Origin of the sequence: Mycobacterium lehmannii, from assembly GCF_002245535.1 — a bacterium.
Lineage (GTDB): Bacteria > Actinomycetota > Actinomycetes > Mycobacteriales > Mycobacteriaceae > Mycobacterium > Mycobacterium lehmannii.
Genome location: NZ_NKCN01000003.1, coordinates 167,022 through 189,531, shown reverse-complemented (window position 1 = coordinate 189,531; position 22,510 = coordinate 167,022). Strand labels below are relative to the sequence as shown.

General features: G+C 65.6%; 23 protein-coding genes and 1 pseudogene. 10 read left to right on the top strand and 14 right to left on the bottom strand.

Annotated features, from left to right (window positions below; translation table 11 throughout):
- Nucleotides 1-99 precede the first annotated feature (99 nt).
- Nucleotides 100-1,446: an MFS transporter gene (locus CEX87_RS05555; protein ID WP_082962222.1), complete on the top strand. Its 1,347-nt coding sequence runs from the start codon at nucleotides 100-102 to the stop codon at nucleotides 1,444-1,446.
- Here CEX87_RS05555 and CEX87_RS05550 read toward each other — a convergent pair.
- Nucleotides 1,406-1,828, bottom strand: coding sequence for a ChaB family protein (locus CEX87_RS05550; RefSeq protein ID WP_067386669.1), 423 nt, complete (start codon nucleotides 1,826-1,828; stop codon nucleotides 1,406-1,408). The two genes, CEX87_RS05555 and CEX87_RS05550, sit on opposite strands and share 41 nt — an antisense overlap.
- Before the next feature lie 424 nt (nucleotides 1,829-2,252).
- On the opposite strand from CEX87_RS05550, the gene CEX87_RS05545 reads away from it, so the two are divergent.
- The 3 genes from CEX87_RS05545 (at nucleotide 2,253) to CEX87_RS05530 (ending at nucleotide 4,204) form a co-directional block, all read left to right on the top strand.
- On the top strand, nucleotides 2,253-2,834 hold the full coding sequence (locus tag CEX87_RS05545) for an AfsR/SARP family transcriptional regulator (protein ID WP_067386667.1): 582 nt from the start codon (nucleotides 2,253-2,255) through the stop codon (nucleotides 2,832-2,834).
- Between the two features lie 249 nt (nucleotides 2,835-3,083).
- Entirely contained in the window at nucleotides 3,084-3,431 is a 348-nt protein-coding gene (locus CEX87_RS05535) for a DUF732 domain-containing protein (RefSeq protein WP_067386664.1), read from the top strand.
- A 65-nt stretch (nucleotides 3,432-3,496) separates the two neighbouring features.
- A complete protein-coding gene (locus CEX87_RS05530) occupies nucleotides 3,497-4,204 on the top strand; it encodes an IspD/TarI family cytidylyltransferase (protein ID WP_231984708.1) in 708 nt (235 codons plus the stop codon).
- Here CEX87_RS05530 and CEX87_RS05525 read toward each other — a convergent pair.
- From CEX87_RS05525 to CEX87_RS05500, 6 genes are all read right to left on the bottom strand, one after another.
- The gene (locus CEX87_RS05525; RefSeq protein WP_082962223.1) at nucleotides 4,197-4,898 is read right to left on the bottom strand and encodes an IspD/TarI family cytidylyltransferase; all 702 of its coding nucleotides are present in this window, start codon (nucleotides 4,896-4,898) and stop codon (nucleotides 4,197-4,199) included. The two genes, CEX87_RS05530 and CEX87_RS05525, sit on opposite strands and share 8 nt — an antisense overlap.
- Nucleotides 4,899-4,907: 9 nt before the next feature.
- On the bottom strand, nucleotides 4,908-5,504 hold the full coding sequence (locus CEX87_RS05520) for a hypothetical protein (protein WP_067386898.1): 597 nt from the start codon (nucleotides 5,502-5,504) through the stop codon (nucleotides 4,908-4,910).
- A 59-nt stretch (nucleotides 5,505-5,563) separates the two neighbouring features.
- The gene (locus CEX87_RS05515) at nucleotides 5,564-6,472 is read right to left on the bottom strand and encodes a hypothetical protein (protein ID WP_067386662.1); all 909 of its coding nucleotides are present in this window, start codon (nucleotides 6,470-6,472) and stop codon (nucleotides 5,564-5,566) included.
- 144 nt (nucleotides 6,473-6,616) lie between these two features.
- Nucleotides 6,617-8,092, bottom strand: a complete 1,476-nt coding sequence (locus CEX87_RS05510; RefSeq protein ID WP_082962224.1) for a FadD3 family acyl-CoA ligase — start codon at nucleotides 8,090-8,092, stop codon at nucleotides 6,617-6,619.
- Entirely contained in the window at nucleotides 8,089-9,279 is a 1,191-nt protein-coding gene (locus CEX87_RS05505) for an amidohydrolase family protein (protein ID WP_067386660.1), read from the bottom strand. Before CEX87_RS05505 ends, CEX87_RS05510 begins: the two co-directional genes overlap by 4 nt.
- Before the next feature lie 127 nt (nucleotides 9,280-9,406).
- On the bottom strand, nucleotides 9,407-10,975 hold the full coding sequence (locus CEX87_RS05500; RefSeq protein WP_067386658.1) for an AMP-binding protein: 1,569 nt from the start codon (nucleotides 10,973-10,975) through the stop codon (nucleotides 9,407-9,409).
- 93 nt (nucleotides 10,976-11,068) lie between these two features.
- On the opposite strand from CEX87_RS05500, the gene CEX87_RS05495 reads away from it, so the two are divergent.
- Nucleotides 11,069-11,785 (top strand): enoyl-CoA hydratase/isomerase family protein, encoded by a 717-nt coding sequence (locus CEX87_RS05495; protein WP_067386656.1) that lies wholly within the window; start codon nucleotides 11,069-11,071, stop codon nucleotides 11,783-11,785.
- Nucleotides 11,786-11,878: 93 nt separating this feature from the next.
- On the opposite strand, the pseudogene CEX87_RS05490 reads toward CEX87_RS05495, so the two are convergent.
- The 3 genes and pseudogenes from CEX87_RS05490 to CEX87_RS05480 form a co-directional block, all read right to left on the bottom strand.
- Nucleotides 11,879-12,399: pseudogene (locus tag CEX87_RS05490) on the bottom strand (VOC family protein).
- 44 nt (nucleotides 12,400-12,443) lie between these two features.
- Nucleotides 12,444-13,208 (bottom strand): SDR family NAD(P)-dependent oxidoreductase, encoded by a 765-nt coding sequence (locus tag CEX87_RS05485; RefSeq protein WP_067386654.1) that lies wholly within the window; start codon nucleotides 13,206-13,208, stop codon nucleotides 12,444-12,446.
- Nucleotides 13,205-13,624 carry a nuclear transport factor 2 family protein gene (locus tag CEX87_RS05480; protein WP_067386652.1) on the bottom strand — a complete coding sequence of 140 codons (420 nt, stop codon included), beginning with the start codon at nucleotides 13,622-13,624 and terminating at the stop codon, nucleotides 13,205-13,207. Before CEX87_RS05480 ends, CEX87_RS05485 begins: the two co-directional genes overlap by 4 nt.
- A 108-nt stretch (nucleotides 13,625-13,732) precedes the next feature.
- Between CEX87_RS05480 and CEX87_RS05475 the strand changes: the two genes are divergently transcribed.
- From CEX87_RS05475 to CEX87_RS05465, 3 genes are read left to right on the top strand one after another with little or no spacing between them, the layout of a single operon-like run.
- Nucleotides 13,733-14,155, top strand: a complete 423-nt coding sequence (locus tag CEX87_RS05475) for a Zn-ribbon domain-containing OB-fold protein (protein WP_197506140.1) — start codon at nucleotides 13,733-13,735, stop codon at nucleotides 14,153-14,155.
- 14 nt (nucleotides 14,156-14,169) lie between these two features.
- Nucleotides 14,170-15,315, top strand: a complete 1,146-nt coding sequence (locus CEX87_RS05470; RefSeq protein ID WP_067386648.1) for a thiolase family protein — start codon at nucleotides 14,170-14,172, stop codon at nucleotides 15,313-15,315.
- 45 nt (nucleotides 15,316-15,360) lie between these two features.
- Complete coding sequence (locus CEX87_RS05465; RefSeq protein WP_067386646.1) at nucleotides 15,361-15,825, top strand: hypothetical protein; 465 nt, start codon at nucleotides 15,361-15,363, stop codon at nucleotides 15,823-15,825.
- On the opposite strand, the gene CEX87_RS05460 is transcribed toward CEX87_RS05465, so the two are convergent.
- Nucleotides 15,819-16,451 carry a TetR/AcrR family transcriptional regulator gene (locus CEX87_RS05460; protein ID WP_067386644.1) on the bottom strand — a complete coding sequence of 211 codons (633 nt, stop codon included), beginning with the start codon at nucleotides 16,449-16,451 and terminating at the stop codon, nucleotides 15,819-15,821. The two genes, CEX87_RS05465 and CEX87_RS05460, sit on opposite strands and share 7 nt — an antisense overlap.
- A gap of 200 nt (nucleotides 16,452-16,651) precedes the next feature.
- Here CEX87_RS05460 and CEX87_RS05455 point away from each other — a divergent pair, with 200 nt between their 5' ends.
- Nucleotides 16,652-17,932 carry a cytochrome P450 gene (locus tag CEX87_RS05455; RefSeq protein WP_067386642.1) on the top strand — a complete coding sequence of 427 codons (1,281 nt, stop codon included), beginning with the start codon at nucleotides 16,652-16,654 and terminating at the stop codon, nucleotides 17,930-17,932.
- A 509-nt stretch (nucleotides 17,933-18,441) separates the two neighbouring features.
- On the opposite strand, the gene CEX87_RS05445 is transcribed toward CEX87_RS05455, so the two are convergent.
- Nucleotides 18,442-18,819: a hypothetical protein gene (locus tag CEX87_RS05445; RefSeq protein ID WP_067386637.1), complete on the bottom strand. Its 378-nt coding sequence runs from the start codon at nucleotides 18,817-18,819 to the stop codon at nucleotides 18,442-18,444.
- Between the two features lie 78 nt (nucleotides 18,820-18,897).
- Here CEX87_RS05445 and CEX87_RS05440 point away from each other — a divergent pair, with 78 nt between their 5' ends.
- Entirely contained in the window at nucleotides 18,898-19,440 is a 543-nt protein-coding gene (locus tag CEX87_RS05440) for an Rv2253/PknI dimerization domain-containing protein (protein WP_067386635.1), read from the top strand.
- Between the two features lie 33 nt (nucleotides 19,441-19,473).
- On the opposite strand, the gene CEX87_RS05435 is transcribed toward CEX87_RS05440, so the two are convergent.
- Together CEX87_RS05435 and CEX87_RS05430 are read right to left on the bottom strand one after the other, a co-directional pair.
- A complete protein-coding gene (locus tag CEX87_RS05435; RefSeq protein ID WP_067386633.1) occupies nucleotides 19,474-21,189 on the bottom strand; it encodes an MCE family protein in 1,716 nt (571 codons plus the stop codon).
- A complete protein-coding gene (locus tag CEX87_RS05430; protein ID WP_067386631.1) occupies nucleotides 21,189-22,508 on the bottom strand; it encodes an MCE family protein in 1,320 nt (439 codons plus the stop codon). Before CEX87_RS05430 ends, CEX87_RS05435 begins: the two co-directional genes overlap by 1 nt.
- Nucleotides 22,509-22,510 lie beyond the last annotated feature (2 nt).

Below are 22,510 nucleotides of genomic sequence, written 5' to 3'. Positions count from 1 at the left end.
CGGTGAGCGAACTCACCGACGTGGGATTGGCGCCGCCGCACCCGCGTGCGGAACCATGGAAAAGTCAGACTTATTACTCGTCAGCGGGAAAGGCTCGGTGTGCGTCCCTGGATCGTCTGGGCCACCGGACTGTTCGCATACATCGTCGCCGTTCTCGACCGCACCACGTTGGGGGTCTCCGGCCTCGATGCGGCAGACCGGTTCCAAGCCAGCCCGAGCGTGCTCTCGACGTTCGTCGTGCTGCAGGTCATCGTCTACGCCGCGGCTCAGGTACCCGCGGGCGTCCTGCTCGACCGTTTCGGTTCCAAGACGCTGATCCTCGCCGGCGCCGCGCTCATGTCCGGCGGCCAACTCACGCTCGCGTTCACAGAGTCACTGCCCATCGCCATCGGTGCGCGCGCGGTGTTGGGTCTCGGCGACGCCTTCACCTTCATCTCGGTGCTGCGGGTCGTGCCGCACTGGTTCACCCCGCGTCAGGTTCCCCTGGTCACCCAGCTGACCGGCATCTGCGGGCAGCTCGGCCAAGTGCTTTCGGCCGTTCCTTTCTTCGCCGTCCTCGACGCGATGGGATGGACGACGGCCTATGTGTCCGTGGCGGCCATCGGTGTGTTGTCGATGGTCCTGACCGCGGCGCTGGTGAAGAACACCCCGCACGGCGACGCGGTGGAGGTTCAGACCGTCTCGGTGCGCGAGACGCTGGCCAGCGTCAAGACCGTCTGGTTAAGACCGGGCACCAGGCTCGGGTTCTTCACCCACATGGGCACCCAGTTCTCCGTCACGGCGTTTGCGCTGATGTGGGGCGTGCCCTACCTGACCAATGCTCAGGGCCTCTCGGCGGGCGTGGCGGGGTTGATGTTGACGGTGTCGGTGCTGGCGGCCATCTCGGTGGGTGTGTTGATCGGTATCTTCACCGGGCGCCGCCCGCACCGGCGCTCGCGGCTCGTGCTGGGAATCATCGCGAGCAGTGCGTTGATGTGGACGGTGGTGCTGGCACTACCTGGCAGGGCGCCGCTGTGGCTGCTCGTGACGCTGATCGTGGTGATCTCGGTGGGCGGCCCCGGCTCGATGGTGGGCTTCGACTTCGCCAGGACCTTCAATCCGAGTGCCACGCTGGGCACCGCATCCGGCCTGGTCAACATGGGTGGCTTCATCGCCTCGCTGCTGGTGATGCAGTCGATGGGCGCCATCCTCGACGCGGCCGGCGGATTCTCCTTCGACTCGTTCCGGGTGGCCTGGACCGTGCAGTACGCGATCTGGACACTCGCCGTCGTCGGCATCCTGATCACCCGCCGCAAGGCCCGCAGGCTGATGCGGATCGCCGCGCTGAACCCCGAGGTGGCAGCGAGCACCTGCTCATGGAGGGTGTGGAGCCCCAGCCCGCGGGCCGTGCCTGAGGGGCCGTCGGTCAGCGGTCGCGGGCGGACTGCCTGCGATTGGCTTTCTTGATCGCGGAAACCAGCTCATCCTTGTTCATCGTCGACCGCCCCGAGATGTCCAGGCGCCGGGCCACCTCGACCAGATGCTTCTTCGAGGCATTGGCGTCGACACCCTCGGCGGTTTCGCCCTTGGCGTTCGGGCCGCCGCTGCGGGCGCGCTGATCGGACGGGCCCTTCTCGGACTTGGCTTCCCAGTGGTCGCCGACCTTCTCGTAGCTGTGTTTGAGCGCGCTGTAGGCCACGCGGTGGGCACGCTCTCCTTCGCCGTACTCCTCCTTGGCCGCCGCGTCGTGGGCCTTCGCGAACGTGCGCTGGGCCTTGGCGGAGGATTTCTGCAGTGTGCTCGGCAACTCGCTCTTGCGTGCGCTTCCGCTCTTGGTCGTCTTCGGCATCGTCGACCTCCTCGTTTGCACCGCTGAGACGTAAACATCCGCCGAGGCGACATCGGCGAGTTCGCCGACGGGTAACGGGCGAACCGGGGCCGCTTCTTGACCGCTCGGTTCGGGTTTGCTCGCGGCTTGGCGGGCGATGGCGCGGTGAATCGTCCGCTGCCACCTCGAACGGCTGACGGTGAGATACCCGGACGGCGTTTGGCCAAACCGGCTCAGCAACTCATTCCGGCGTCCGGCCCGACCGCACGGCCTTTGGCAGGGCATCGCCATCGGTTCGCGGTGCGTCTCGCTCATCGCTCCATTCCCACCCGCGCCGCGCCGCCGCGCGCCGCCGGTCGGTATCGGGTAGCTCGGTGTGCTGTCGCGACAATTGAAGTAGTGGACTATGCATGTCAGCGCGCGTACGCCGACCGACGATCGGATCGTGAACCAGTTGTCGCTGCACCTCCTCGGTGGATTCGCCGTCCACCGCGATGGCCGGCCCGTCGAGCTGCCGCCCGCGTGTCAGCGGCTGATCGCGCTCGCCGCGCTTAAACGCAAGCCCGTACACCGACTCTGGGTGTGTGCCACGCTGTGGCCCCACGCGCAGACGCGACGGGCGGTCGCGAGCCTGCGCTCGGCGATGTGGCGGCTGCGCCCACTGGGCGTCGAGGAACTGCTGACCGTCGACCCGCAGTACCTCCGGCTGAACCACGACGTCTCGGTCGACTGGCACGACTCGGTCGACCTGATCGAGAAATTGCTAGTGGGAGGGATCAACCGTCGGCTCGTCAGCGACCTGCTGCCGTTGCTGCGCGCCGGGGAACTGCTCGACAGGTGGACCGAGCCGTGGGTGAACGGCGAGCGCGGCCGCTACCACGGAATCCGGATGTCGGCCTTCGAGATGCTTGGTCACGGAGTCGACAGCCGTGCGCCGAACACGTCGTGTGCGGTGCGACGGACCGCGCACTCCCGGCGTGCGCAGGTGTCATCGCGCCACGACGCCGACGAATCGAGAGAGCGATGACGGCGCTACTGGTGGTCGTCTGCATGACCGTGGAGGCACCGCTTGCGGCGCTGTGCATCCACGACCTGCAGGCCCGCCTCGAGCGCTGGGACCAGAACCGCCACGCCGAAGACTGATCTCGAACGCGGACGTCCCGCCAACTCGACGCGCACCGTAGGCGACTGACACGTTTCAGAGTGAGTGCGCTCGGATATCATTACTCTGGCTGGGATCGGCGTCGCGTGTCGGTTCGACTGAGGAGTCTTCAACATGATCGTTCGCCTCATCATCAAATGCGTCGGCACGGCAATAGCGCTTGTCAGCCTGGGTGTCACTATCCCCGGACACGCCGCAGCGGACGCGACCGACGACGCATTCAGTCGCAAGCTCTTCGACGACGGGATCAATTTCGGGGGGCAGGAGCGTACGATCAATAGGGCCAAAGAGACATGCGCGCATTTCGACGCCGGCATGTCGCCTGCGGAGGTTCACGACGCCATTCTGAACGGCACCTTGCAGCACGAAGGGTCGGCCTTCTCGCCGAGGCAGACCGCGATCTTCATTGCGGACGCCGTGCAGTTCTATTGCCCCGAGTACGCGAGCCAGTTCATCATCTAGCGGCGGGCGACCGCCGGGTGCGCCCCGTAGCGGTTCAGCCCTTCGACCGGTGCCAAGATACAGAGGTGAATGCGACGCCGGATCCCTCCGCCGTGGCTGTGGTGCTGGCCGCGGGAATCGGCACGCGGGTGGGCGCCGACGGCAACAAGGCCTACCTCCCGATCGCCGACCGCCCCATGGTGTTCTGGTCATTGAACACCTTGACTGAGCTTGCCGAGGTCGGGCGAATCGTTCTGGTTCACCGGCGAGGGGAGCGAGGCCTCGCCGAGGACCTGACCGAGCGGGAGTTGGCTGGCGCTGTAATCGAACTGGTTGAGGGTGGCGACACCCGCCACCGCTCGGAACTGAATGTGCTGAGCTATCTGGCCGACGACATCGAAACGGGTTCAACCGACGTGGTCCTGATCCACGACGCTGCCCGGCCCGTCGCGGGCCCCGACATGTTTCTTTCCGCGTTGCAGGTGGCCCGCGAGTTCGGCGGCGCCGTTCCGGCCCTGCCTCTGCCAGACGTGCTCACCGACGGGCGCGAGGCGGTCGAGGCGCCCGCGCTGGTCCGAGTCCAGACGCCACAAGCGTTCCGCGCTGCGCCGCTGCTCGAGGCGTATCGAGCAGCGGAGAGGGAACAGTTCGAGGGCACCGACACATCCTCGTGCATCGAGAGATTCACCGACATCGAGGTCCGCACTTTTCGCGGCGAACACCGCAACATCAAGGTGACGTACCGCCGTGACATCGCCCTTGCCGGGCACTTACTTCGATGCAGATTCAACTGAGGCGGTGCGTCGCGATGAGCGTCTCCAAGAACGGCGCGTCGCGAGGCAGTTCGCCGACAAACGCCTCGCTGTCGCCGTCAACCAGGGTGATCGGCCCGCGCGCCAGAACTGTCGCGTCGAGGTCCTCTACTTCCGGTTCGACGGTCGAGCGTAGCAGCTGGGCGAGCCGGGAGACCGCGAAACCTCGCGGATACTGCACCGCATGCAGCGTCGACCTGTCCAGCGTCGCAATCACGATGCCGCGTTCGTCGACGGCCTTGACGCTGTCAGTCACCGGCTGGGCGGGCAGCACGACGGGATCACCTTGCCGCAACCGGGCAAGCACCCGATCGACCACCTGAACAGACGCAAGCGGCTGGCGGAGATCGTGCACGAGCACCCACCGGCCGGCTGGGTGCTCCCGCACAACCTTTTCGAGCCCGGCGGCTAGAAACCGCATCGGTGTGGCCGGCTCCGGGACAGCCACCAGTTGCAACGCCGCGTCGTGTTCTGTGAGCACGCCGCGGACCGCATCGGCGATGGCTTCACCGGTCACCACCACGATCCGCTCGACCGCAAGCTCGAGCATCGTGTCGATGACGCGCAGCAATGGGGCCTGCCCCGCCAGCGACTCCAAGCCGGCCGCGGCACTGTCCTCGGCTTTGGTCGGCAGCTGCACAATCGCCGACGGCTGTTGGTCGGGCGGCGTCACCACCGCGCTACGCTACACGGGTTCGAAGGCGTTGATCAGCCAACGGTCATCGACCTTCGTTAAACCGACCTTGACGGCGCTCGCGGCGAAGGCGCCGTCCGGATTCTCTTTGCTAGTGGTGTTCTGGTTGACGAAGACCAACACCTCCGCAGAACTCGGCTCCATTTTCGAAACGGCGGCCTGCACCACGGCTGCGCTTGTCTTGACCTGTTTCTGTTTCGCGGCGGGCGTGACGATCTCTTGGGTGAACTGCGTGTAGTAGTTCAAGAAGTCGCCGGTGAGATTCGACTTGGCTGCCGCGAAGTCCTTTTCCAGGGTGTCCGGCGAGTAGGACAGCAACGCGTTGGTCCCCGATGTCGCCGCATCCAGCACCACTTGCCGCGACTGGGCGTCCGTCTGCTGGTCGGTCCGATATTCGCCGAAGTAGAGCCATGCCGCGATACCGGCTGACGCCAGCAGCAGGACGGTCAGGACAATGGCGCCCACGCGTTTGCGCGCCGCCTGCACCGTTCTGCGACCGGCACCGGGAGGCCTTCCGGTCATCGTCTCGTCCGCGGCGGCCGAGTCCGACCCTTCAGCGGTCGAGTCAGCCCCTTCGGAAATCGACATGTTCTCCCTTGTCGCGGCCTCGGTCAAGGTGTCTTCGGCATTTGTCTTCGCGTCGGCGGTCACGGCACGAACTCGACTTTCGACATCTTGATCTGATCATCCTCGCGGACCAGATCCACCAATAAACGCCACGCGCGCGGCTCCTGGTTGGCCCCCGCGCTATTGGTGACGCGCGAGGTGGCCGACACGATCGCGGTGGCGCCGGTGTCTGTCATCGACTTCACCGCCGCCACATTGACCGTGACCTCAGTGACGACCTTGGATTCCTGCGCCACCTTCGCGAAATCCTCCGCCTGGTCCTGGAAGTCCTGTTTGAATTCCCCGGTCGAATTGTCGATGATGCGCTGCACGTCTTCCTTCGCCTTGTTGAAGTCCAATGACATCAACGTGACGACACTCTGACGCGCCGCGGCGACGTACTCGGCGGTGCGCTGCTGTACCTGTTGTGCCTGCCGGTGCTGCCACACCATGTAACCGCTCGCGGCGCCGAACCACAGGATCAGCAGGACAGCGACGACCGCGGCGACGATCTTCCATCGAATCCGCGGCATCCGCAGGCGGCGCTTCGACATCTCGGCTGCCTCGGTCGCGGCAACTTCGTCGCCGACCGCTTCGTCGCGGGCCGCATCGTCGTCGGACGCAGCATCGGTATCGCCCGCCGCCTCCGCTTCGGTGTCCGTCGCGACGTCCGGGGTCTCCCCGGCCGTGGTCTTCGAGTCGGCCGACTCAACAGTCTCTTCGGCTGCTGGGGAACCTTTCGCCTCGGCAGCCTGCCGGCGCAACCGGATGGCCTTGGCTCGAGCACGGGCGGCGGCGGCGATCGCCTCCGCCTCGGCCGCTTCGGCCTCCGCCTCCTCCGCGAGAGCGAGCGCCTCGTCCGCACCTGCCGACCGCTCATGATCTTGCTGAGGCGGTTCGGTGACGCGATCCGCGTCGATCACCGACGCGCGGCGCCTGAATGACGGCACAGCAACCTCCTTGTCTATGACGTGTCCACTCTGCGAGAATGCCGTTATCAATTTTTGACTACGGCGGCGACGATACCTGCCGCCGCACCTCTACGGCAAAGCCGTCTTTCCTGCGGAAATGTTATTCACACGCTGTGCGCTTGCTCAGCCGTGATTGTGGTGAAGGCGGTCTTTCATGACCTTGCCGGTGGCGTTCAACGGCAACTCGTCGAGAAACTCTACATATCGTGGCACCTTGAAACCGGCCATTTGCTCGCGGCTCCACGATATGAGGTCGTTATCCGTGACAGAGTCGTGATCCTGCTGGCGGACGACGAACGCCATACCGACCTCTCCCAATCGGTCGTCGGGCACGCCGATGACCGCCGCTTGGGCGACCGCCGGATGCTTCAAGAGGAGTCCCTCGATCTCCGCAGGGTAAGCGTTGAAGCCGCCCACGATGAACATGTCCTTCTTGCGCCCGACGATCCGCAGCCGGCCCGTGTCGGTGAATTCACCGAGATCGCCGGTGTGCAGCCACCCGTCAGCGTCGATCGCCTTGGCCGTCGCGTCGGGGTCGTCGAGGTAGCCCTGCATGACGTTGTATCCGCGCACCAGCACCTCGCCGTCGTCGGCGATGCGGACCTCCACGTCCTCGCACGGCACGCCCGCCGTGGTCGCGACGTCGGCGAACGAATCACCGGGCCGTGACAGCGTGACATTGCCCGCCTCGGTGAGCCCGTAACCCGTCATCAGCGTCTGGAACGGCAGTTCGTCGTGGATGCGCCGGATCAGCTCGACCGGGATGTCGGCCGCTCCTGTCACGCCCGCCCGCAGGCTCACGAGCCGGTCCTTGTCGGCGACTGTGAGCAGTGAGTGGTAGAGCGTCGGTGGGCCGGGCAGCACCGTGATGCGTTCGCGATCGATCAGGTCCACGACGAGGTCGACGTCGAAGGCCGGCACCGGCAGCATGGTCGCGCCGCGCAGGAACGACGCGATGAGCCCGGCCTTGAGCCCGAACGTGTGGAAGTACGGGTTGATCATCAGGTAGCGGTCGCCCTCGCGCAGGTCTGCGAGCGTCGCCCACTCCTCGTACGCGCGCAGGGTCTGCCGATGGTTCATCATCGCGCCCTTGGGTTTTCCCGTGGTTCCCGACGTGAAGATCACGTCGGCGATGTCGGCGCCGTCGACCTCCCGCTCGAACGGTGCGCCGCTGGACAGGAAGCCGGATTTGAGGTCGATGACGGGCGGGCGTCGGGCCGGCTCCGGGAATGGCAGCGAGTAGTCCAGACCGAGGAAGTTCTTCTGGACCAGCACGGCCTTGGCCCCGCTGCGGCCGATGATGTCGGCGGCCTCCTCGGACTTGAACCGGGTGTTGACCGGCACCAACACGCCACCGGCCGTCAGCAGCCCGAAGGCGGCGACGATCCAGTCCGCGGAGTTCGGTGCCCAGAGGGCGACGCGCTCGCCCTTGGCGATGCCGAACTCGTTGAACGCGCCTGCGGCGCATCGGATTCGATGCACCAGTTCGGTGAAGGTGAGGCGCAGCGGACCGTCGACGACCGCTTCCGCGTCGCCGAAGCGGTCCGCCGCGCTCAAGACCATCTCGGGGATGGTCCGGTAGATCTCCCGGTAGGTCACACCGTGACGAGGCGGCCCAGGTTGCCGCCCATGATCTTCGCTTGATCCTCGACAGACAGATGCTCGAGCGCGGTCACGTAGTGGGTCGGCTCCGCGAGACCCTCAGGATGCGGCCAGTCCGAACCGTAGAGCACCTGGTCGACGCCGATCAGGTTGATCAGATCGTCGATGCCCTCCTCGTAGAACGGGCTGACGAAGATGCGGTTCTTGATCTCTTCGATCGGGTTACCGAGGAACGCCTCGGGTGCTTTCTTGTACACCTCGGCCATCGAGTCCAGCAGCGGGAACATCCACTTGGAGCCGGCCTCGACGATGCCGACCTTGAGCTTCGGGTGTCGGAACAACGCGCCGTGAATCACCCACGAGGCCACCGCATCCTGGATCGGGCGCCACTCGTTGAGGATCGACATCGCGTTGGTCTGGAACGGCAGCATCTCCTGCGCGGCGCCGTCCCACTCCGACGTGTAGCGCGAGTAACCGCTGTCCGAGGAGTGCATGCCGACGAACACGTCGTACTCGACGCACTTCTCCCAGAACGGGTCGAACTCCGGCAGCGCGAACGACCGCGGTCCGCGGAATCCGGGCACCGGAGCGGGGCGGACCAGGATCGCGCGAGCACCGCGCTTGACGGCCCAGTCCAACTCCTCGATTGCCTTCTCGACAATCGGCAGTGTGATGACCGGGGTGGTGAAGATGCGGTTCTGGTAGTTGAAGCCCCAGACCTCGTCGAGCCATTGGTTCAGCGAGTGGATGATCACGTGGATGGCGACCGGGTCGTCGCGCAGTCGCTCCTCGATCAGGCTGGCCAGGGTCGGGAACATCAGCGAGCGGTCAACGCCCAGCTGGTCCATCAGCTCGAGGCGGGGGGCGGGCTCGAAGAACGCCGGGATGGACCGCATCGGCTCGCCGAACAGCTCGCGCTTGCTCTTGCCGTCGGGGTTGCCGAACTTGAAGTACTCCTCCCAGGCCCCCGGCTTGGCGACCACCGAGAACGTCGGATTGGGGATGTAGTTGCTGATCTGGCCCTTGATCGCGATCTTGGTGCGGCCGTTGACCTCGACGTACTGGACGACGTCGGCGTACTCCTTCGGGAGGTACTTGGTCATCGCCTCGGGCGGCTCGTAGAGATGGTTGTCCGCATCGAACAGCGGAAACGGGATGTCGACCCGGTGTGAAAGTTGCCCCATGGAACGCTCCTTATCCTCTCGGGAGAATCCTATTCTCACAAACGTCGGGTTCGCAACGTCCCTCGGCCCGCACGGCGCGCCAATCCAGCTCGCAAGTGGTGCCCCAGGCCTGTGGGCCACCCTCGAATCACGACCCTGGTGTACGGGCGGCCGCGCTGTTCGCTCGGACCTCTTCCCGCACGCGGAACTTCTGGACCTTGCCGCTGGCCGTGCGGGGGTAGTCCTGCCCGGCCGGTACCTGGTGCAAATCTTCGGGCCACTTCTGGACCGCGATGCCGGCGGCCTTGAAGTGCGCACGGACATCGTCGAGCGTGGGTATCGCGTGCCCGTCACGGATGCGCAGCACCGCCGCGGTGCGCTCACCGAGCCGGGTGTCGGGCGCGGCCACCACCACCGCCTCGGCCACGGCCGGCATGCTCAGCAGCACCTCCTCGACCTCGAGCGCGGAGATGTTCTCGCCACCGCGGATGATGACGTCGGCCTTGCGGTCGGTGATCGTCAGGTAACCGTCCTCGTCGAGCACGCCGATGTCGCCGGTGTGATACCAGCCGTCGTCGTCAAACGCGCGCCTGGTCAGCTCGTCGTCGGTGTAGCCCAGGCATAGGTCCGGGCCGCGGGAGAGGATTTCGCCTTCCTCGGTGAGCTTGATCTCCACGCCCGGACGAGGGTCCCCGTCGGTGTAGAGCCGCTTGTCCTCCGGCGCCGTGGGCCGCGATCCGGTGATCGACGGATGCTCGGTGCTGCCATAGGAGCGGAATACGAAGAAGCCCAGGTCGGCGAGCCGGCGGGTGACCGCTGCCGGGACGGTCGAACCGCCGAGTCCGACGGTGGTGAACTTTGACCGGTGCGCGTCGGTGCAGTCGGGGTGGTCGAGCAGGCTGGTGACGAAGTACGGCGGGCCGCCGCCGATCGACAGCCCCTCGGTCTCGATGAGTTTGAGGACCTTGCCCGGATCCCACACATCGCAGAGGTCGATCGGGGCACCCTCGAGCACCGGGATGAGGAAGGCACCCAGCATGCCGATGAAGTGGCCGATCGGCGTCGCGGTCAGCTGCCGGCCCCGGTTCTCGGGATAGTTCGCGAGCAACTGGCGCGTCTCGAAACCCAGCGTCTGGTGGCTGTGGATGACGCCCTTGGGGTTGCTCGTGGTGCCCGAGGTGAACGCGATCAGCGCCGGGCTGGCCGGATCGGCGGGCAGCGTGCCCGCGAGCGGCTCGTCGTCGAGGAGCTCGGCGAAGTTGTCACCGACCAGGCCGACGATCGGGACATCGGCAGCCAGGTCGGGCTGGAATTTCATCCGGCCGAACTCCTCGGCGGTGATGAACACCTTCGGCCGCGACGTCGACAGGATGTGGCCGAGTTCCCTGCGGCCGTAGAAGTGCACGATCGGCACGACGACCGCGCCGAGGAACGCCGCCGCCCAGAACGCGACGGCCGCTTCCATCCAGTTCGGCAGCTGCAGGGCGACCACGTCGCCGGGGCCGACGCCGCGCCGGTGCAGCCCCGCCGCGAGGCGACGGGCCTGCAGTTCGACATCGGCGAACGTGCCCGCGAACGGGCGCACATCCGAGTGCACCCAGAAGCCGGTGTCGGGATTGGCCGTCAGGTGCCGGGCGAGCAGTTCACCGAGCGTGTCGCGGGTCCACCAGCCCTCTTCTTCGTAGCGTTTCCTCAGCTCGACCGGGATGTTTCGCATGGGCTCCCAACACCTCCGGGGGACGGCTCCAACACGGAGGCGATGCTATTCTCTGTTTCCGAGAATGCCAATATCGCATACGGAGAATGTTTGATGGTGGACCTCGAGTGGGACGACGGCCTCGCCGTCATCACCATCGACCGGCCGCAGGCGCGCAATGCGATTGCGCCCGAGACCATGGAGCAGTTGCACACCGCGCTCGACGGTGCCCGGGGTGCCACCGCGCTCGTCGTCAAGGGCGCCGGCGACCGGGCCTTCGTCTCCGGCGGTGACCTCAAACAACTCGCCGCGTTGCGCACCGAAGAGGACGCCGCCGCGATGGCGCGGCAGATGCGCTCGGTGTGCGACCGGATCGTGCAGTTCCCGGCGCCGACGGTCGCGGTGCTCAACGGGCATGCGCTCGGCGGCGGTGCCGAGTTCGCAACCGCCGCCGACATCCGACTGGCCGCCGCCGACATCAAGATCGGCTTCAACCAGGTGGCGCTCGAGATCATGCCGGCGTGGGGCGGCGCGGAGCGACTGGTGGGGCTCGTCGGCTACAGCCAGGCGCTCTTGTTGGCGGGCACCGGCACCATCCTCGAGGCCCCCGAGGCCCATCGCCTCGGCCTGGTCGACCGCGTGCTGCCGCGCGAGTCGTTCGACGACGATTGGCGCGCGATCGCCCGCAAGCTGGCCCACCGCGCGGCCGGCGAGATCAAGCGGGTGATGAAAGGCGCCTCGACCGACGAGGCCGTCGCCGCGTTCGCGCGGCTATGGGTGTCCGACGAGCACTGGGCCGCCGCCGACAAGGCCATGAACCGCGCCAAATAGTTTTCCGCGTGCGTCGCCCACGCTCCCGCGAAACTGTATTCCAGCAGCGGAAGTTCGAGAAGACGCCTGCTGGAATACAGTTTCGCGAAACCATTAACCGCCGAGGACGCGGATCGGGTCGCTGCCGTCCCAGTTCGCCGCGCTGTCGCGGACGTAGTGCGCCATCCCGGTGGTCGTTTCGGTCAGCTCCATCACCTCGATGATCGTCGCCGGACTGTCCGGCGCCTCGAGGTAGGCGAAGCGCGCCCCGACGTCCTCACCACCCGACCAGACGACTGGCCAGCCCGCCTCACGTGCCGACGCCATCGCGGCGTCGAATCCTCGGCCCAGTAAGCCAACTGGTGATAGCCCGGGCCTTTCGCGGCCAGGAACTCGGTGTAGATGCTCGGGGTGTCGTCGTCTTGCTGGATCAGCTCGACCTGCAGCTCACCGCTGTTGGCCAGCCCGAGCGTCATCGAGATCTCGCACGGCGCGCCGCGGTAGACCCCGCGAAGCGGCAGGTTGCGCATCACGAACCAAGGTCCGACGCCGAGGTCGAGCCAACTCGCCATCGCCCGGTCGATGTCGGTGACGATGTATCCGATCTGACGAATCGGCCCAGGCACGACGCTCATCTACTGCTCCCTCTTGGCGGCGAAATCGGTTGAGGCCGCGCTGATCATCTCGACCAACACGCGCCGGTCGACGGTCCACACCTGCGATGCCATTGCGCGATCCGTCTCGCCGACGACGAAACTAGGCCCGTTGCCGATGTTTTCGACGATCTCGGCCGCCACGTCCTCCGAGCGCATCTGAGTCTGGGGTCGTAGGCCACACCCATCCGCGCCAACGCCGGTGTGTAGGTCATACCGCGCGGCGTGCAGCACACGTCCACGCCGTGTGGCCGCAGCTCGGCCCACAGGCCCTCGGCGAAGGTGTGCTGGAAGGCCTTGACCGCCGAGTAGACGGCCAGTGTCGCCGAACCCGCCAGGCAGGCCAGCGATGCGACGATCACGATGCCGCCGCGGACCCGTTCGGTCATCGCGGGTGCGAAGTGGTGCGTCAACGCCATCGGCCCGACGCAGTCCAACGCCACCTGTATGAGCGAATAGTCGAACTCGTTGTCGAGAAACGTCGAGGTGCGGTCGGAGGCACCCGCGTTGTAGATCAGCAGCCCGACCTCGAGGCCGTCGGTGGCCGCGGCGATCTTGACCACCACATCGGGGTCGGTCAGGTCCTGCACGACGGCACGCGCCTGCACGCCGTGCGTATCGCGTGCACGGGCGGCGACCTCCTCGAGCAGTGGACCATTGCGTGCGATCAGCACGAGATCGATTCCGCACGAGGCCAGTTCATCGGCCAGCGCGGCCCCGATTCCCTCGGATGCACCCGCGATCACCGCCCACGGTCCGTATCGCGCGGCGAACCCCTGGCCGTCGGTCACTGCGCGACGCCCGACGCGCTCATCACGCGGCTGATGTGCGTCGACCGCTTGCCGATCCGCCACCCCTGCGGGGTGCGGACGAGTTCGTCGTCGTAGCGGCCGACGGCGTCGATCCAACTGTTGGAGTCTCCCGGCACGGCCAGAAGCACGGCGTGGACGTACGACCGCGCCGTCGCCCGATCCCCGTCCACGTCGATCACCACGTTGGAGATGCGGTGGAACGTGTCGCCCATCGAGTCGTGAATCTGGTTCATCAGCGAGGTGAACGCGTCGGCATCGGTGAACGTGCCGAGGTCGCCGTAGTCGATGTCGACGACATCGGTCCAGCAGGTGCGAAACAACGCCCAGTCCTTGGCGTCGATGCCGGTGGCGTAACGGATGAGTACCTCGGAAATCTGCGCCTTGTCGTCGTCCACATCCGGAGGCTAGCTGATGCCGATCGGCCTCCGGACGCGTTCCCGGAAGCATCCGACCACTCTTGTTCTCTCTAGACGAGAACGCTATTTCCGATTAATGTCAGCGGCGTGTCGACACAACAGATTGCCCTCGCGCCTGAAATCTCGACCTGGCCCGCCGACAATCCCGAGCTGATCGGGAGCCGGTGCGGCGCATGCGGCGCGACCACCTTCCCGATCCAGCAACGGTGCCCCAAGTGCAGCGCGGACGCGATGTCCGAGGTCAAACTGCCTCGGCGCGGCACGCTGGTGGCCTGGACGACGCAGGGGTTCCCGCCGGGCCCGCCGTACAAGGGGCCGACCGGTAAGGATTTCGTCCCGTTCGGCGTCGGCCTGGTCCAGCTCGAGGACGTCATCCGGGTCGAGGGCCGGCTCACCGAGAACGACCCGGCCAAACTCCAGTTCGGTCAGGAAGTCGAGCTGACGATGATCCCGTTCACCACTGACGACGAGGGCAACGAGGTCGTCACGTTCGCGTTCAAGCCGGTCTAGAGGAGAAACCGACCATGACTAATGACGTCGCGATCATCGGGGTGGGGCTGCACCCGTTCGGCCGGTTCGACAAGACCGCGATGGAGATGGGCGCCGAAGCCATCCAGTCCGCACTGACCGATGCGAAGGTGGACTGGAAGGACATCCAGTTCGGGTTCGGCGGCAGCTATGAGGTGTCCAACCCGGACGCGGTGACCCGGTTGGTCGGGCTGACCGGTATCACCTTCACCAACGTCTTCAACGCGTGCGCCACCGCGGCCAGCGCCATCCAGCAGACCGCCGACACCATCCGGCTCGGCAAATACGACATCGGCATTGCGATCGGATTGGACAAGCACCCGCGCGGGGCGTTCACCGACGATCCCGCCAAGCTCGCGCTGCCGCAGTGGTACGCCGAGAACGGTCAGTTCGTCACCACCAAGTTCTTCGGGATGAAGGCCAACCACTACATCCACAAGCACGGCATCTCGCAGGAGACGCTGGCGCGGGTGGCCAACAAGAACTTCCGCAACGGCGCGCTGAACCCGAACGCCTTCCGCCGCAAGGAGATTCCGGTCGAGGAGATCCTCAACTCGACCGTGCTGAACTATCCGCTGACGCAGTACATGTTCTGTGCACCCGACGAAGGTGCGGCCGCGGTGATCATGTGCCGGGGTGACATCGCGCACCGCTTCACCGACAAGCCGGTGTACGTGAAGGCCACCGAGATCCGGACCCGAACCTTCGGCGCCTACGAGGTGCACGCCACGTCGGCGCCGCTCGACGAGGACGCCTCGCCCACGGTGTACGCGGCGAGGGCCGCCTACGAGGTGGCGGGCATCGGCCCCGAGGACGTCGACGTCGCACAGCTGCAGGACACTGACGCCGGCGCGGAGGTCATCCACATGGCCGAGACCGGTTTGTGCGCCGACGGGGAGCAGGAGAAGCTGCTCGCTGACGGAGCCACCGAGATTCACGGATCCATGCCGATCAACACCGACGGCGGTTTGATCGCCAACGGTGAACCGATCGGGGCGTCGGGCCTGCGCCAGGTGCACGAACTCGTCCGCCAGTTGCGCGGCGAGGCCGGTGACCGCCAGGTACCCGGGGAGCCGAAGGTCGGGCTGGCCCAGGTCTACGGGGCGCCGGGGACGGCGTCGGCGACCATTCTGACGGTCTGAGGCGAATCGGGACCCGGCCGTGAAACATCGTTCTAAGATTCGGAAATGAAATTTTCGCGGGCACGCGGGCGAGCGCTGAAATCGCCGTTGCTGTCACTCGCGTCGGCAACGGCCGTCACGGCTGGCGGCGTACTAATCTCGGTGGCGCCGGTGGCGGCACAGCCACCTCCACCGCCGCCCGCACCCCTGCACAACGTCAAGTACACGGTGTGGGCCGAACAACCGTTCTTCGTCGACGTTTACTACCGGGACGTCGATCCGCCGAACTGGGCGGCCTACAGCCACAACCCGTACCAGTTCAGCCCGAAGGTCGAGGCCCAGGTCGGGCCGGATCAGCAGTGGAACCTCGACGTGCAGTTGGCCAACCCGGAGAGCTGGGCAATGGTCACGGCGACCAGCGGACCGGGCGTACAGAACCCGAACATCCATTGCGCGCTCGCCGTCGACGGGGTGGTCGTCAAGACCCATCAGGGTCCGAAGGGTGCGCTCTGCTCGATCCGGAGTTACTGAACGTCGGGCGACATCGCCTCGTCGGCTGGAATCGGTTCGCCCTCCAGCCGACGAATCCATCTCTCGCAGAACGCGAATGTCTCCGCGTGGCCGGTCGTCATGCCCAACGCACGTTCGACGGTCAGCGCTTGAGAAACGCTCGTCGCGAACACAGTCCACACCACCGGCGGCACGTCGGCCGTCTCGAAACCGTAGCGCCGCAGAGCCGTGGCGATCGCCTTGTTCTGTTCAGCTCTGAACCGTTCGGCCATGTGGACGATCTCGGCTCGCAGCGCCTTGCGGTGATTAGCCAGCCCCATGAACTCCATCGTCAGCCTGGTGGCCTCCGGCTGCGTGCTGAAGTGCCACAAGGCCCACAGTGGCTGCTGCGAAGCCAGCGCCTTCGCCAGCACATCGAATCCGGTTTCAGCCATCCGGCGAAAGACTGCCAGGTACAGGTCTTCCATGGTGCGGAAGTAGTAGTGCACAAGTTGCGGTTTGAGGCCGGCGGCCTCAGCCACGCGCCGCGACGTCACCGCGGCGTAGCCGTCTTCGAGCAGCAGCTTCTCGGCGGCGTCGAGCAGCACCCCGCGGTTCTTCGCGTCTGGCGCTCCGATGCGCCGCGCCTGGCCGGCGCGCGTAGTCATGCGATCACTTCACTTTCCCGACATGAACCGTTCCGACACGCCGATCGTAGTGGCGGCCCGTCCCGAATCCTTGACCCTGACCTTAGCCCCATGCTAAGCAGGTGCTCAGCATATTCGATCAACAGATTTCCGCGAGCGGCACCGTCTGCTCATCACCACCATCAGCACGCGCCAGCGTCGACCTTGGAGGGTTCCCGCACATGACCACAGATTTCGATTCGGTCGACTACTTCACCGATCCCTCCCTGGTCCCCGACCCGCATCCGTACTACGACCACATCCGCGGCAAGGACCCCGTGTGCTGCCCCATCAACAACGGTGTGCTCGCGGTGACGGGCTGGGAGGCGGCCAACACCGTCTACAAGGACTCGGAGAACTACTCGTCGTGCGTCGCGGTGATGGGCCCGTTCACGCCCATCCCGTTCACACCTGAAGGCGACGACATCTGCAAACAGCTCGAAGAGCACCGCACCGAGATCCCGATGTACGAGCACATGGTCACCATGGACCCGCCGCAGCACACCGACGCCCGCTCGATCCTGGCGCGGCTGCTGACCCCCAAGCGGCTCAAGGAGAACGAAGACTTCATGTGGCGGCTGGCAGACCGCCACATCGACGAGTTCATCGCCGACGGCAAGTGCGAGTTCCTCGCCGCGTACGCCAAGCCGTTCTCGCTCCTGGTCGTCGCCGACCTGCTCGGTGTTCCCGAGGAGGACCACGAGGCGTTCCGTGAGTCGTTCGGCGCCCAGCGTCCCGGATCCAACATCGGCGGGCTCGACCACGAGGTGATCGCCGCCAACCCGCTGGAGTGGGCCGATGAGAAGTTCTCCCGCTACATCGAGGAGCGTCGCGAGAACCCACGCGACGATGTGCTGACCTCGATCGCCACGGCGAAGTACCCGGATGGTTCGACGCCCGAGGTGGTCGACGTGGTCCGCACCGCGACGTTCCTGTTCGCGGCGGGTCAGGAGACGACGGCCAAACTGCTCGGCGCGGCGATGCGGGTGCTCAGCGACCGCCCGGACATCCAACAGCGGCTCCGCAACGACCGCAGCCTCATCCCGGTCTTCATCGAGGAGTGCTTGCGCATGGACAGTCCGGTGAAGAGCGTGTTCCGGATGGCGCGGAAGACAACCAGTTTGGGTGAGACCCCGGTGCCCGCGGGCACCACGGTGATGGTGAGCCCGGGCGCCGCCAACCGCGACCCCAAGCGGTTCGACAACCCTCACGAGTTCTCGCTCGACCGCAAGAACGTCCGCGAGCACATCGCGTTCAGCCGGGGTATCCACTCGTGCCCTGGCGCCCCCCTGGCGCGGGTGGAGGGCCGCGTCTCGGTCGAGCGCCTACTGGACCGACTGAGTGACATCAGGGTCAGCGAGGATAAGCACGGCCCGATCGAGGCCCGCCGGTATGTGTACGAGCCGACGTTCATTCTGCGCGGGCTGACCGAGATCAACATCGAGTTCACTCCCACGGGGTAGCCAGCCCGGCGGGTCGCCGTCGTACGGTTCATCGACTCAGAACATGGCCCGAAGCTTTGGTGACAGCGCTAGGCTGGACATCCGAGGAGCGACTCGATTTCCAAAGGGGGCCAAAGGTGCTTAAGATCCTCGCGGCACCGGTCATCGCTTGTGGATTGATGGCCGCCACAACGATTCTCGCCGATGAGGTGTCGGCAGCTTGTGACTCGGCGGACTGCGTCCCGAACGTCGCTCATAACGTCGTCGAGGGCACGCCCTGTCAACCTCGCCCTTCCTTCGTCTTCGGCTTGGACGCCAACCGCGGGACTCTCATCTGCGCCGCGCATGGCGCGTGGGTCCGTGTCGGACCGTTGATCGGCACACGCGAATTGGCGCTGCCCTGCGAAAGGCCGGGTGATACCGCGCAGGAACCCCTAGCCGGCAATGACTTGCAGCCGCGTACCCCCGGTGTCCCGCTCAAATGCGCGCACATCAACGGTGCGACGCGGTGGGTGCACTTCCCCTGAGATCTACAGGTCGCCGCGAACCCAGCGACTGGCGCCATTGTTGCCCACGCACGTCAAGAACAGCCCATCCGGCGCCTGAGCCACCTCGCCGTCCAAGGCGGGGCACAAGTCGCCCTCATTCTTGACGCCGTGCATCTCAGGCGAGCGGAACCAGCGGGGTTCGTAACGCCTAGGTGAACCACAGAAGACCAGTCGGCCCCACGACGTCACACCGAACGCGTAGTAGGTGGGATTACTGCAATAGGAACCCAGCACGATGTTGGGGACGATGCCTGGGGTGCAGCTGGAATAGTTGCACTCGGGTTGTCCCGCGGCGGGCGGGGCGGCCGCCACCGAACCTGCGGTCACGATGGCGGCAAGCACTGCGACGACGGATCGCACGCCCCCATTTTCGCACACGGGGAAACCAAATTCTCACTTTCGCAGAGGATGGCTGCCGGCAGCGATAGTCTAGGAAGCATGCGCGGAGTTGAGTTGGCCGCTGGCGCCGTAGCGTCAATCGTCGTGATCGGAGGTTTGGTATCCGCGCCGTCGGCGCATGCCACCGATTACGGAGTTGCACTCAATGGCACGTATCGAGCTTTTTCGAACGGCGACTGGGCGCAAACCAGCGCGGGTCCGCACGGCGCGGGTGGAGCCATGGTCTACATAGACCAGCCGTCGAAGCTGGAGACCTGGACTGTGACCTCGGACTGCGTCAGTCCGATCGAATGCTACGGCGAGGTCAGAAGCGACGCCGGCTGGACCGGCGTGCTCAACTGGAACGGCGACTCCTGGAGGATGGACCGCGACATCCCGAACTGGCAGCCGTGCCCCGACGGCACCGCAGCCCCCGGTCACCAGCACTTCGCCTTATGGGGGTGGACTCCCGACACAAGTGAGAAGAATAAAAACCGCGATCTGATCGTGGGTTATGAAAGGACGCAGAGTCCGAGCGGCGCCTGCGGTTACAACAAGTCGGTTGTCACCCAATTGCCGGTGCGGCTGGAACGGATGTCATAGTCGCGCCTCAGGTCCGATCAGATCGTCAGCTGCTCAGATCGGTAATAAGTCCTTCCACGTCTTGAGGTGTGGCCCGGCAGCCTCCGTCGTAACCCGCTGTACCTGACCATTGGGTGCGAGATAGCGCCCCGTGCGTGGGTCATACTCCGCGACGGCGACCGACGGTCCGCCGGCGCGTCCAGAACCGTTGCTGCCGAACGCACTTGGTGCTGCCGGAACCGCGCCGCCGTCCGGCGGCACCACGGGAACGGGTCCTGGCGGCGGCCCCTGCGGTAGCTGGCCGGCGGCCGGGGCGACCGGCGCTGCCTCCGGCGGTATCGGCACACCGTTGAGGGAATTGCCGACCGGCGGCGGCGGTGACGAGGGCGTCGGCGGTAGCGGAGCCGTCAGAGGGTTCGGCGGCCCGGGCTGGGTCCCGACCGGTGGCCCCCCTGGCGGCAGGGGTGTTCCCTCTAGCGGCGCATGGATCCGGTCGTTGAAGTCGACGCGGTCGTCGACCGGCACACCTTGGGCGATCAGATTAGGGTCGAACGGAGACGGCCCAAGTGTGTGTTGGCGCACGGCCAAGGGCACGAACCCCTTGGGGTCGTTGCAGAGTTCCACTGTGGGAGCACGCTTTCCAGGATGTCCCATGCAAGGGTAATTGCGAGCGCCCCGCACTGCGAGGGGCGAATCCTGCGGGAGTTTGCAGTACAACCCGTTCGGCGTGTCAACGCTGGTGAGGTCTGCGGGGTTGCGCCACTGTGACGGTGGCAGGTAGCCGACCGTGCACGAGTTCGGATCAGCGATGGTCAACGTGAAGTCGCTGAGGGGCAGGCCCGTCGGGTTGTTTTTCGGTAGCCCGAATTCCGATTGGGCTGCGATTACTCCCGGCAGAAGCACGAGAATTTGTTCGAGCGACGGATTGTAGGTGACGAGAATCTGACCCAGTGTGGTCAGGTTCGCCAACAGAACCGGCAACGTGGGCTTCACTTGGGCGAGAAGCTGTGACACTTCCTGCGCGAAGGCCGGTCCGCGCTGCAGTATGGTCCGCAGTTTCGGGTCATCCTGCTCGACCTGCTCGGTGATACCCGCTAAACTGCGCGCCCACGTCCGGATCGCCTCCGCACTTTCGGCCTGCGACTCGAGAAGTGGCCCACTGTCGTCGATAAGCGCTCGACTCTGGTCGGATACGTCATTGAGGTACTCGGTGATGTTCGACGACGAGTCGAGCAGCGATTGAAAGTCCTCACCGGCGCCGTTCAACCCCTTGAACGACTCATCGAGCAAGTCACTGAGCCTGTCTCCGGGAAGGCTCTCTACCAGTTTGCTGACCTGATCCAACATCGGACCCACCTGCTGCGGCACAGTGGAATTCGCCATCGGGATAACCGACCCATCCTCCAGGAACGGGCCGGAATCGGTTCGTGGACGCAGATCGACGTACTGCTCACCCACAGCCGATACGCTACGGACCTCGGCCTGCAGGTCTGCGGGAATCTTCGGCGAGGTGCCCAGCGTCAGCGTCGCTTCCGCTCCGTTCTCGGTGAGCTTCACCTCCCGCACCTCACCGACCTGCACACCCCGGTAAGTGACATTGGAGAAGCGGTACAGACCACCGGCGGCCGGCAATTCCAGCGTCACCTGGATGTGGCCGATTCCGAGCAGGGCCGGCAGTTGCATGTAGGTGAACACCATTACCGTCACACCGACGATCGACGCGATGGTGAAGATGATCAACTGATTTCGGACGAACCGCGTGAGGAGCATCAGCCGCCGCCTCCCGGCATCGGTGGCACGGGCATAGCGGGCGCCGTCCCTGCGGGTTCATATGGTCCGGCGAATACTTGCACGGACGTGCTCACCTCGGCAGTGTTCGCCGGTGGCACCACCGGAACCACCGGCCCGCTCACCGGCGGCATCGGCCCGCTCGGCCCAGCTTGTGCTGGCGGCAGCCCCTGCGTGACGGCCTCATCCTCCGGCGGAGGCGGCGTGACACCGATACCGAGCGGGTTATATGAGTAATTCAGATAGTAGGGATCTCCGGGCGCTGGAATGAGTTTGGCGTCCTGGTCGCCCCACCGAGTACCGAGGAACAACGTCCGCTTCAGCCGCGGATAGGTGATGTCGAACACGGCGAACAGGTTTATGTAATCGCCCTTGGCGACTCGGTCGGCGAAGGTCGGACCGTACGGGAAGGAGGTGGCAAACCGAAGTCCGATCGTGAGGTCCGGTCCGACGTCGGCGAGCGCCTTGATAGTCGGCTCGAGGTTCTTGAGATCGGTGACCAGGTCGTCCCCGGCGTCGTTGACCAAACGGGTCGCGGTATCGCTCAACTGCCCCAGCTTCTGCAGGGCGGTGGTCAGCCGGGGCCGCTCCCTGACCAGCACATCCAGCGCCGGCGGAATGTCGGTTAGCGCGCGGTCGATCACATCGCGTTGAGCTGCGAATGTGCCGGCAACTCGCCTCAATTGCTGGATGGTGGTGACGATGTTGTCACGCTGCTGGTCGAGCACGCCGACGACGTTGTCGAGGCGGGTGAGTAGCTCGCGAATCTGCGGCTCACGTCCGGACAGCGCGATTCTGGAGTTGTGGATGATGTCACCGATTTGTCCCAGACCGCCTCCGTTGGCGATCACGGACAGCGATGAAAGTGTCTGTTCGGTAGTCGGATAGGTGGACGAGCGGTTCAAGCCGATAGTGGCGCCCGGCCGCAGTCTGCCGCTCGGCTCTTGGCCCAGCGGCGGGTCGAGAGCCAGGTGCATCGACCCCAGCAGGCTGGTCTGCCCAACCCTGGCCACCGCATTGGCGGGCACGACAACGTCCTCTTTGACCGAGATCTCCACATTCGCATGCCAGTTGTCGACGGTCATCTTGCCAACGCTGCCGACGACCACGTCGTTGATCATGACCGGCGAATTCGACTCCATCGTCGAAACATTGGGAATCTCGACGTGGTAGGTAACGGCATTTGGCCCACGCCCCACCGCTCCCGGCAACGGCAGCGAGTTCAACCCCTGAAAGGAGCAGCCCGTCATCGCCACCACCAGACATGCGCCGCCGATGGCCAACGACTTGACCTTCCTCATAC

Excerpts from the sequence above, each read along its gene's own strand:
- CEX87_RS05550 (WP_067386669.1), bottom strand. The coding sequence starts at position 1,828 with ATGCCGAAGACGACCAAGAGCGGAAGCGCACGCAAGAGCGAGTTGCCG.
- CEX87_RS05535 (WP_067386664.1), top strand. The coding sequence starts at position 3,084 with ATGATCGTTCGCCTCATCATCAAATGCGTCGGCACGGCAATAGCGCTT.
- CEX87_RS05520 (WP_067386898.1), bottom strand. The coding sequence starts at position 5,504 with ATGTCGATTTCCGAAGGGGCTGACTCGACCGCTGAAGGGTCGGACTCG.
- CEX87_RS05505 (WP_067386660.1), bottom strand. The coding sequence starts at position 9,279 with ATGGGGCAACTTTCACACCGGGTCGACATCCCGTTTCCGCTGTTCGAT.
- CEX87_RS05500 (WP_067386658.1), bottom strand. The coding sequence starts at position 10,975 with ATGCGAAACATCCCGGTCGAGCTGAGGAAACGCTACGAAGAAGAGGGC.
- CEX87_RS05495 (WP_067386656.1), top strand. The coding sequence starts at position 11,069 with ATGGTGGACCTCGAGTGGGACGACGGCCTCGCCGTCATCACCATCGAC.
- CEX87_RS05470 (WP_067386648.1), top strand. The coding sequence starts at position 14,170 with ATGACTAATGACGTCGCGATCATCGGGGTGGGGCTGCACCCGTTCGGC.
- CEX87_RS05465 (WP_067386646.1), top strand. The coding sequence starts at position 15,361 with ATGAAATTTTCGCGGGCACGCGGGCGAGCGCTGAAATCGCCGTTGCTG.
- CEX87_RS05460 (WP_067386644.1), bottom strand. The coding sequence starts at position 16,451 with ATGACTACGCGCGCCGGCCAGGCGCGGCGCATCGGAGCGCCAGACGCG.
- CEX87_RS05455 (WP_067386642.1), top strand. The coding sequence starts at position 16,652 with ATGACCACAGATTTCGATTCGGTCGACTACTTCACCGATCCCTCCCTG.
- CEX87_RS05440 (WP_067386635.1), top strand. The coding sequence starts at position 18,898 with ATGCGCGGAGTTGAGTTGGCCGCTGGCGCCGTAGCGTCAATCGTCGTG.
- CEX87_RS05435 (WP_067386633.1), bottom strand. The coding sequence starts at position 21,189 with ATGCTCCTCACGCGGTTCGTCCGAAATCAGTTGATCATCTTCACCATC.
- CEX87_RS05430 (WP_067386631.1), bottom strand. The coding sequence starts at position 22,508 with ATGAGGAAGGTCAAGTCGTTGGCCATCGGCGGCGCATGTCTGGTGGTG.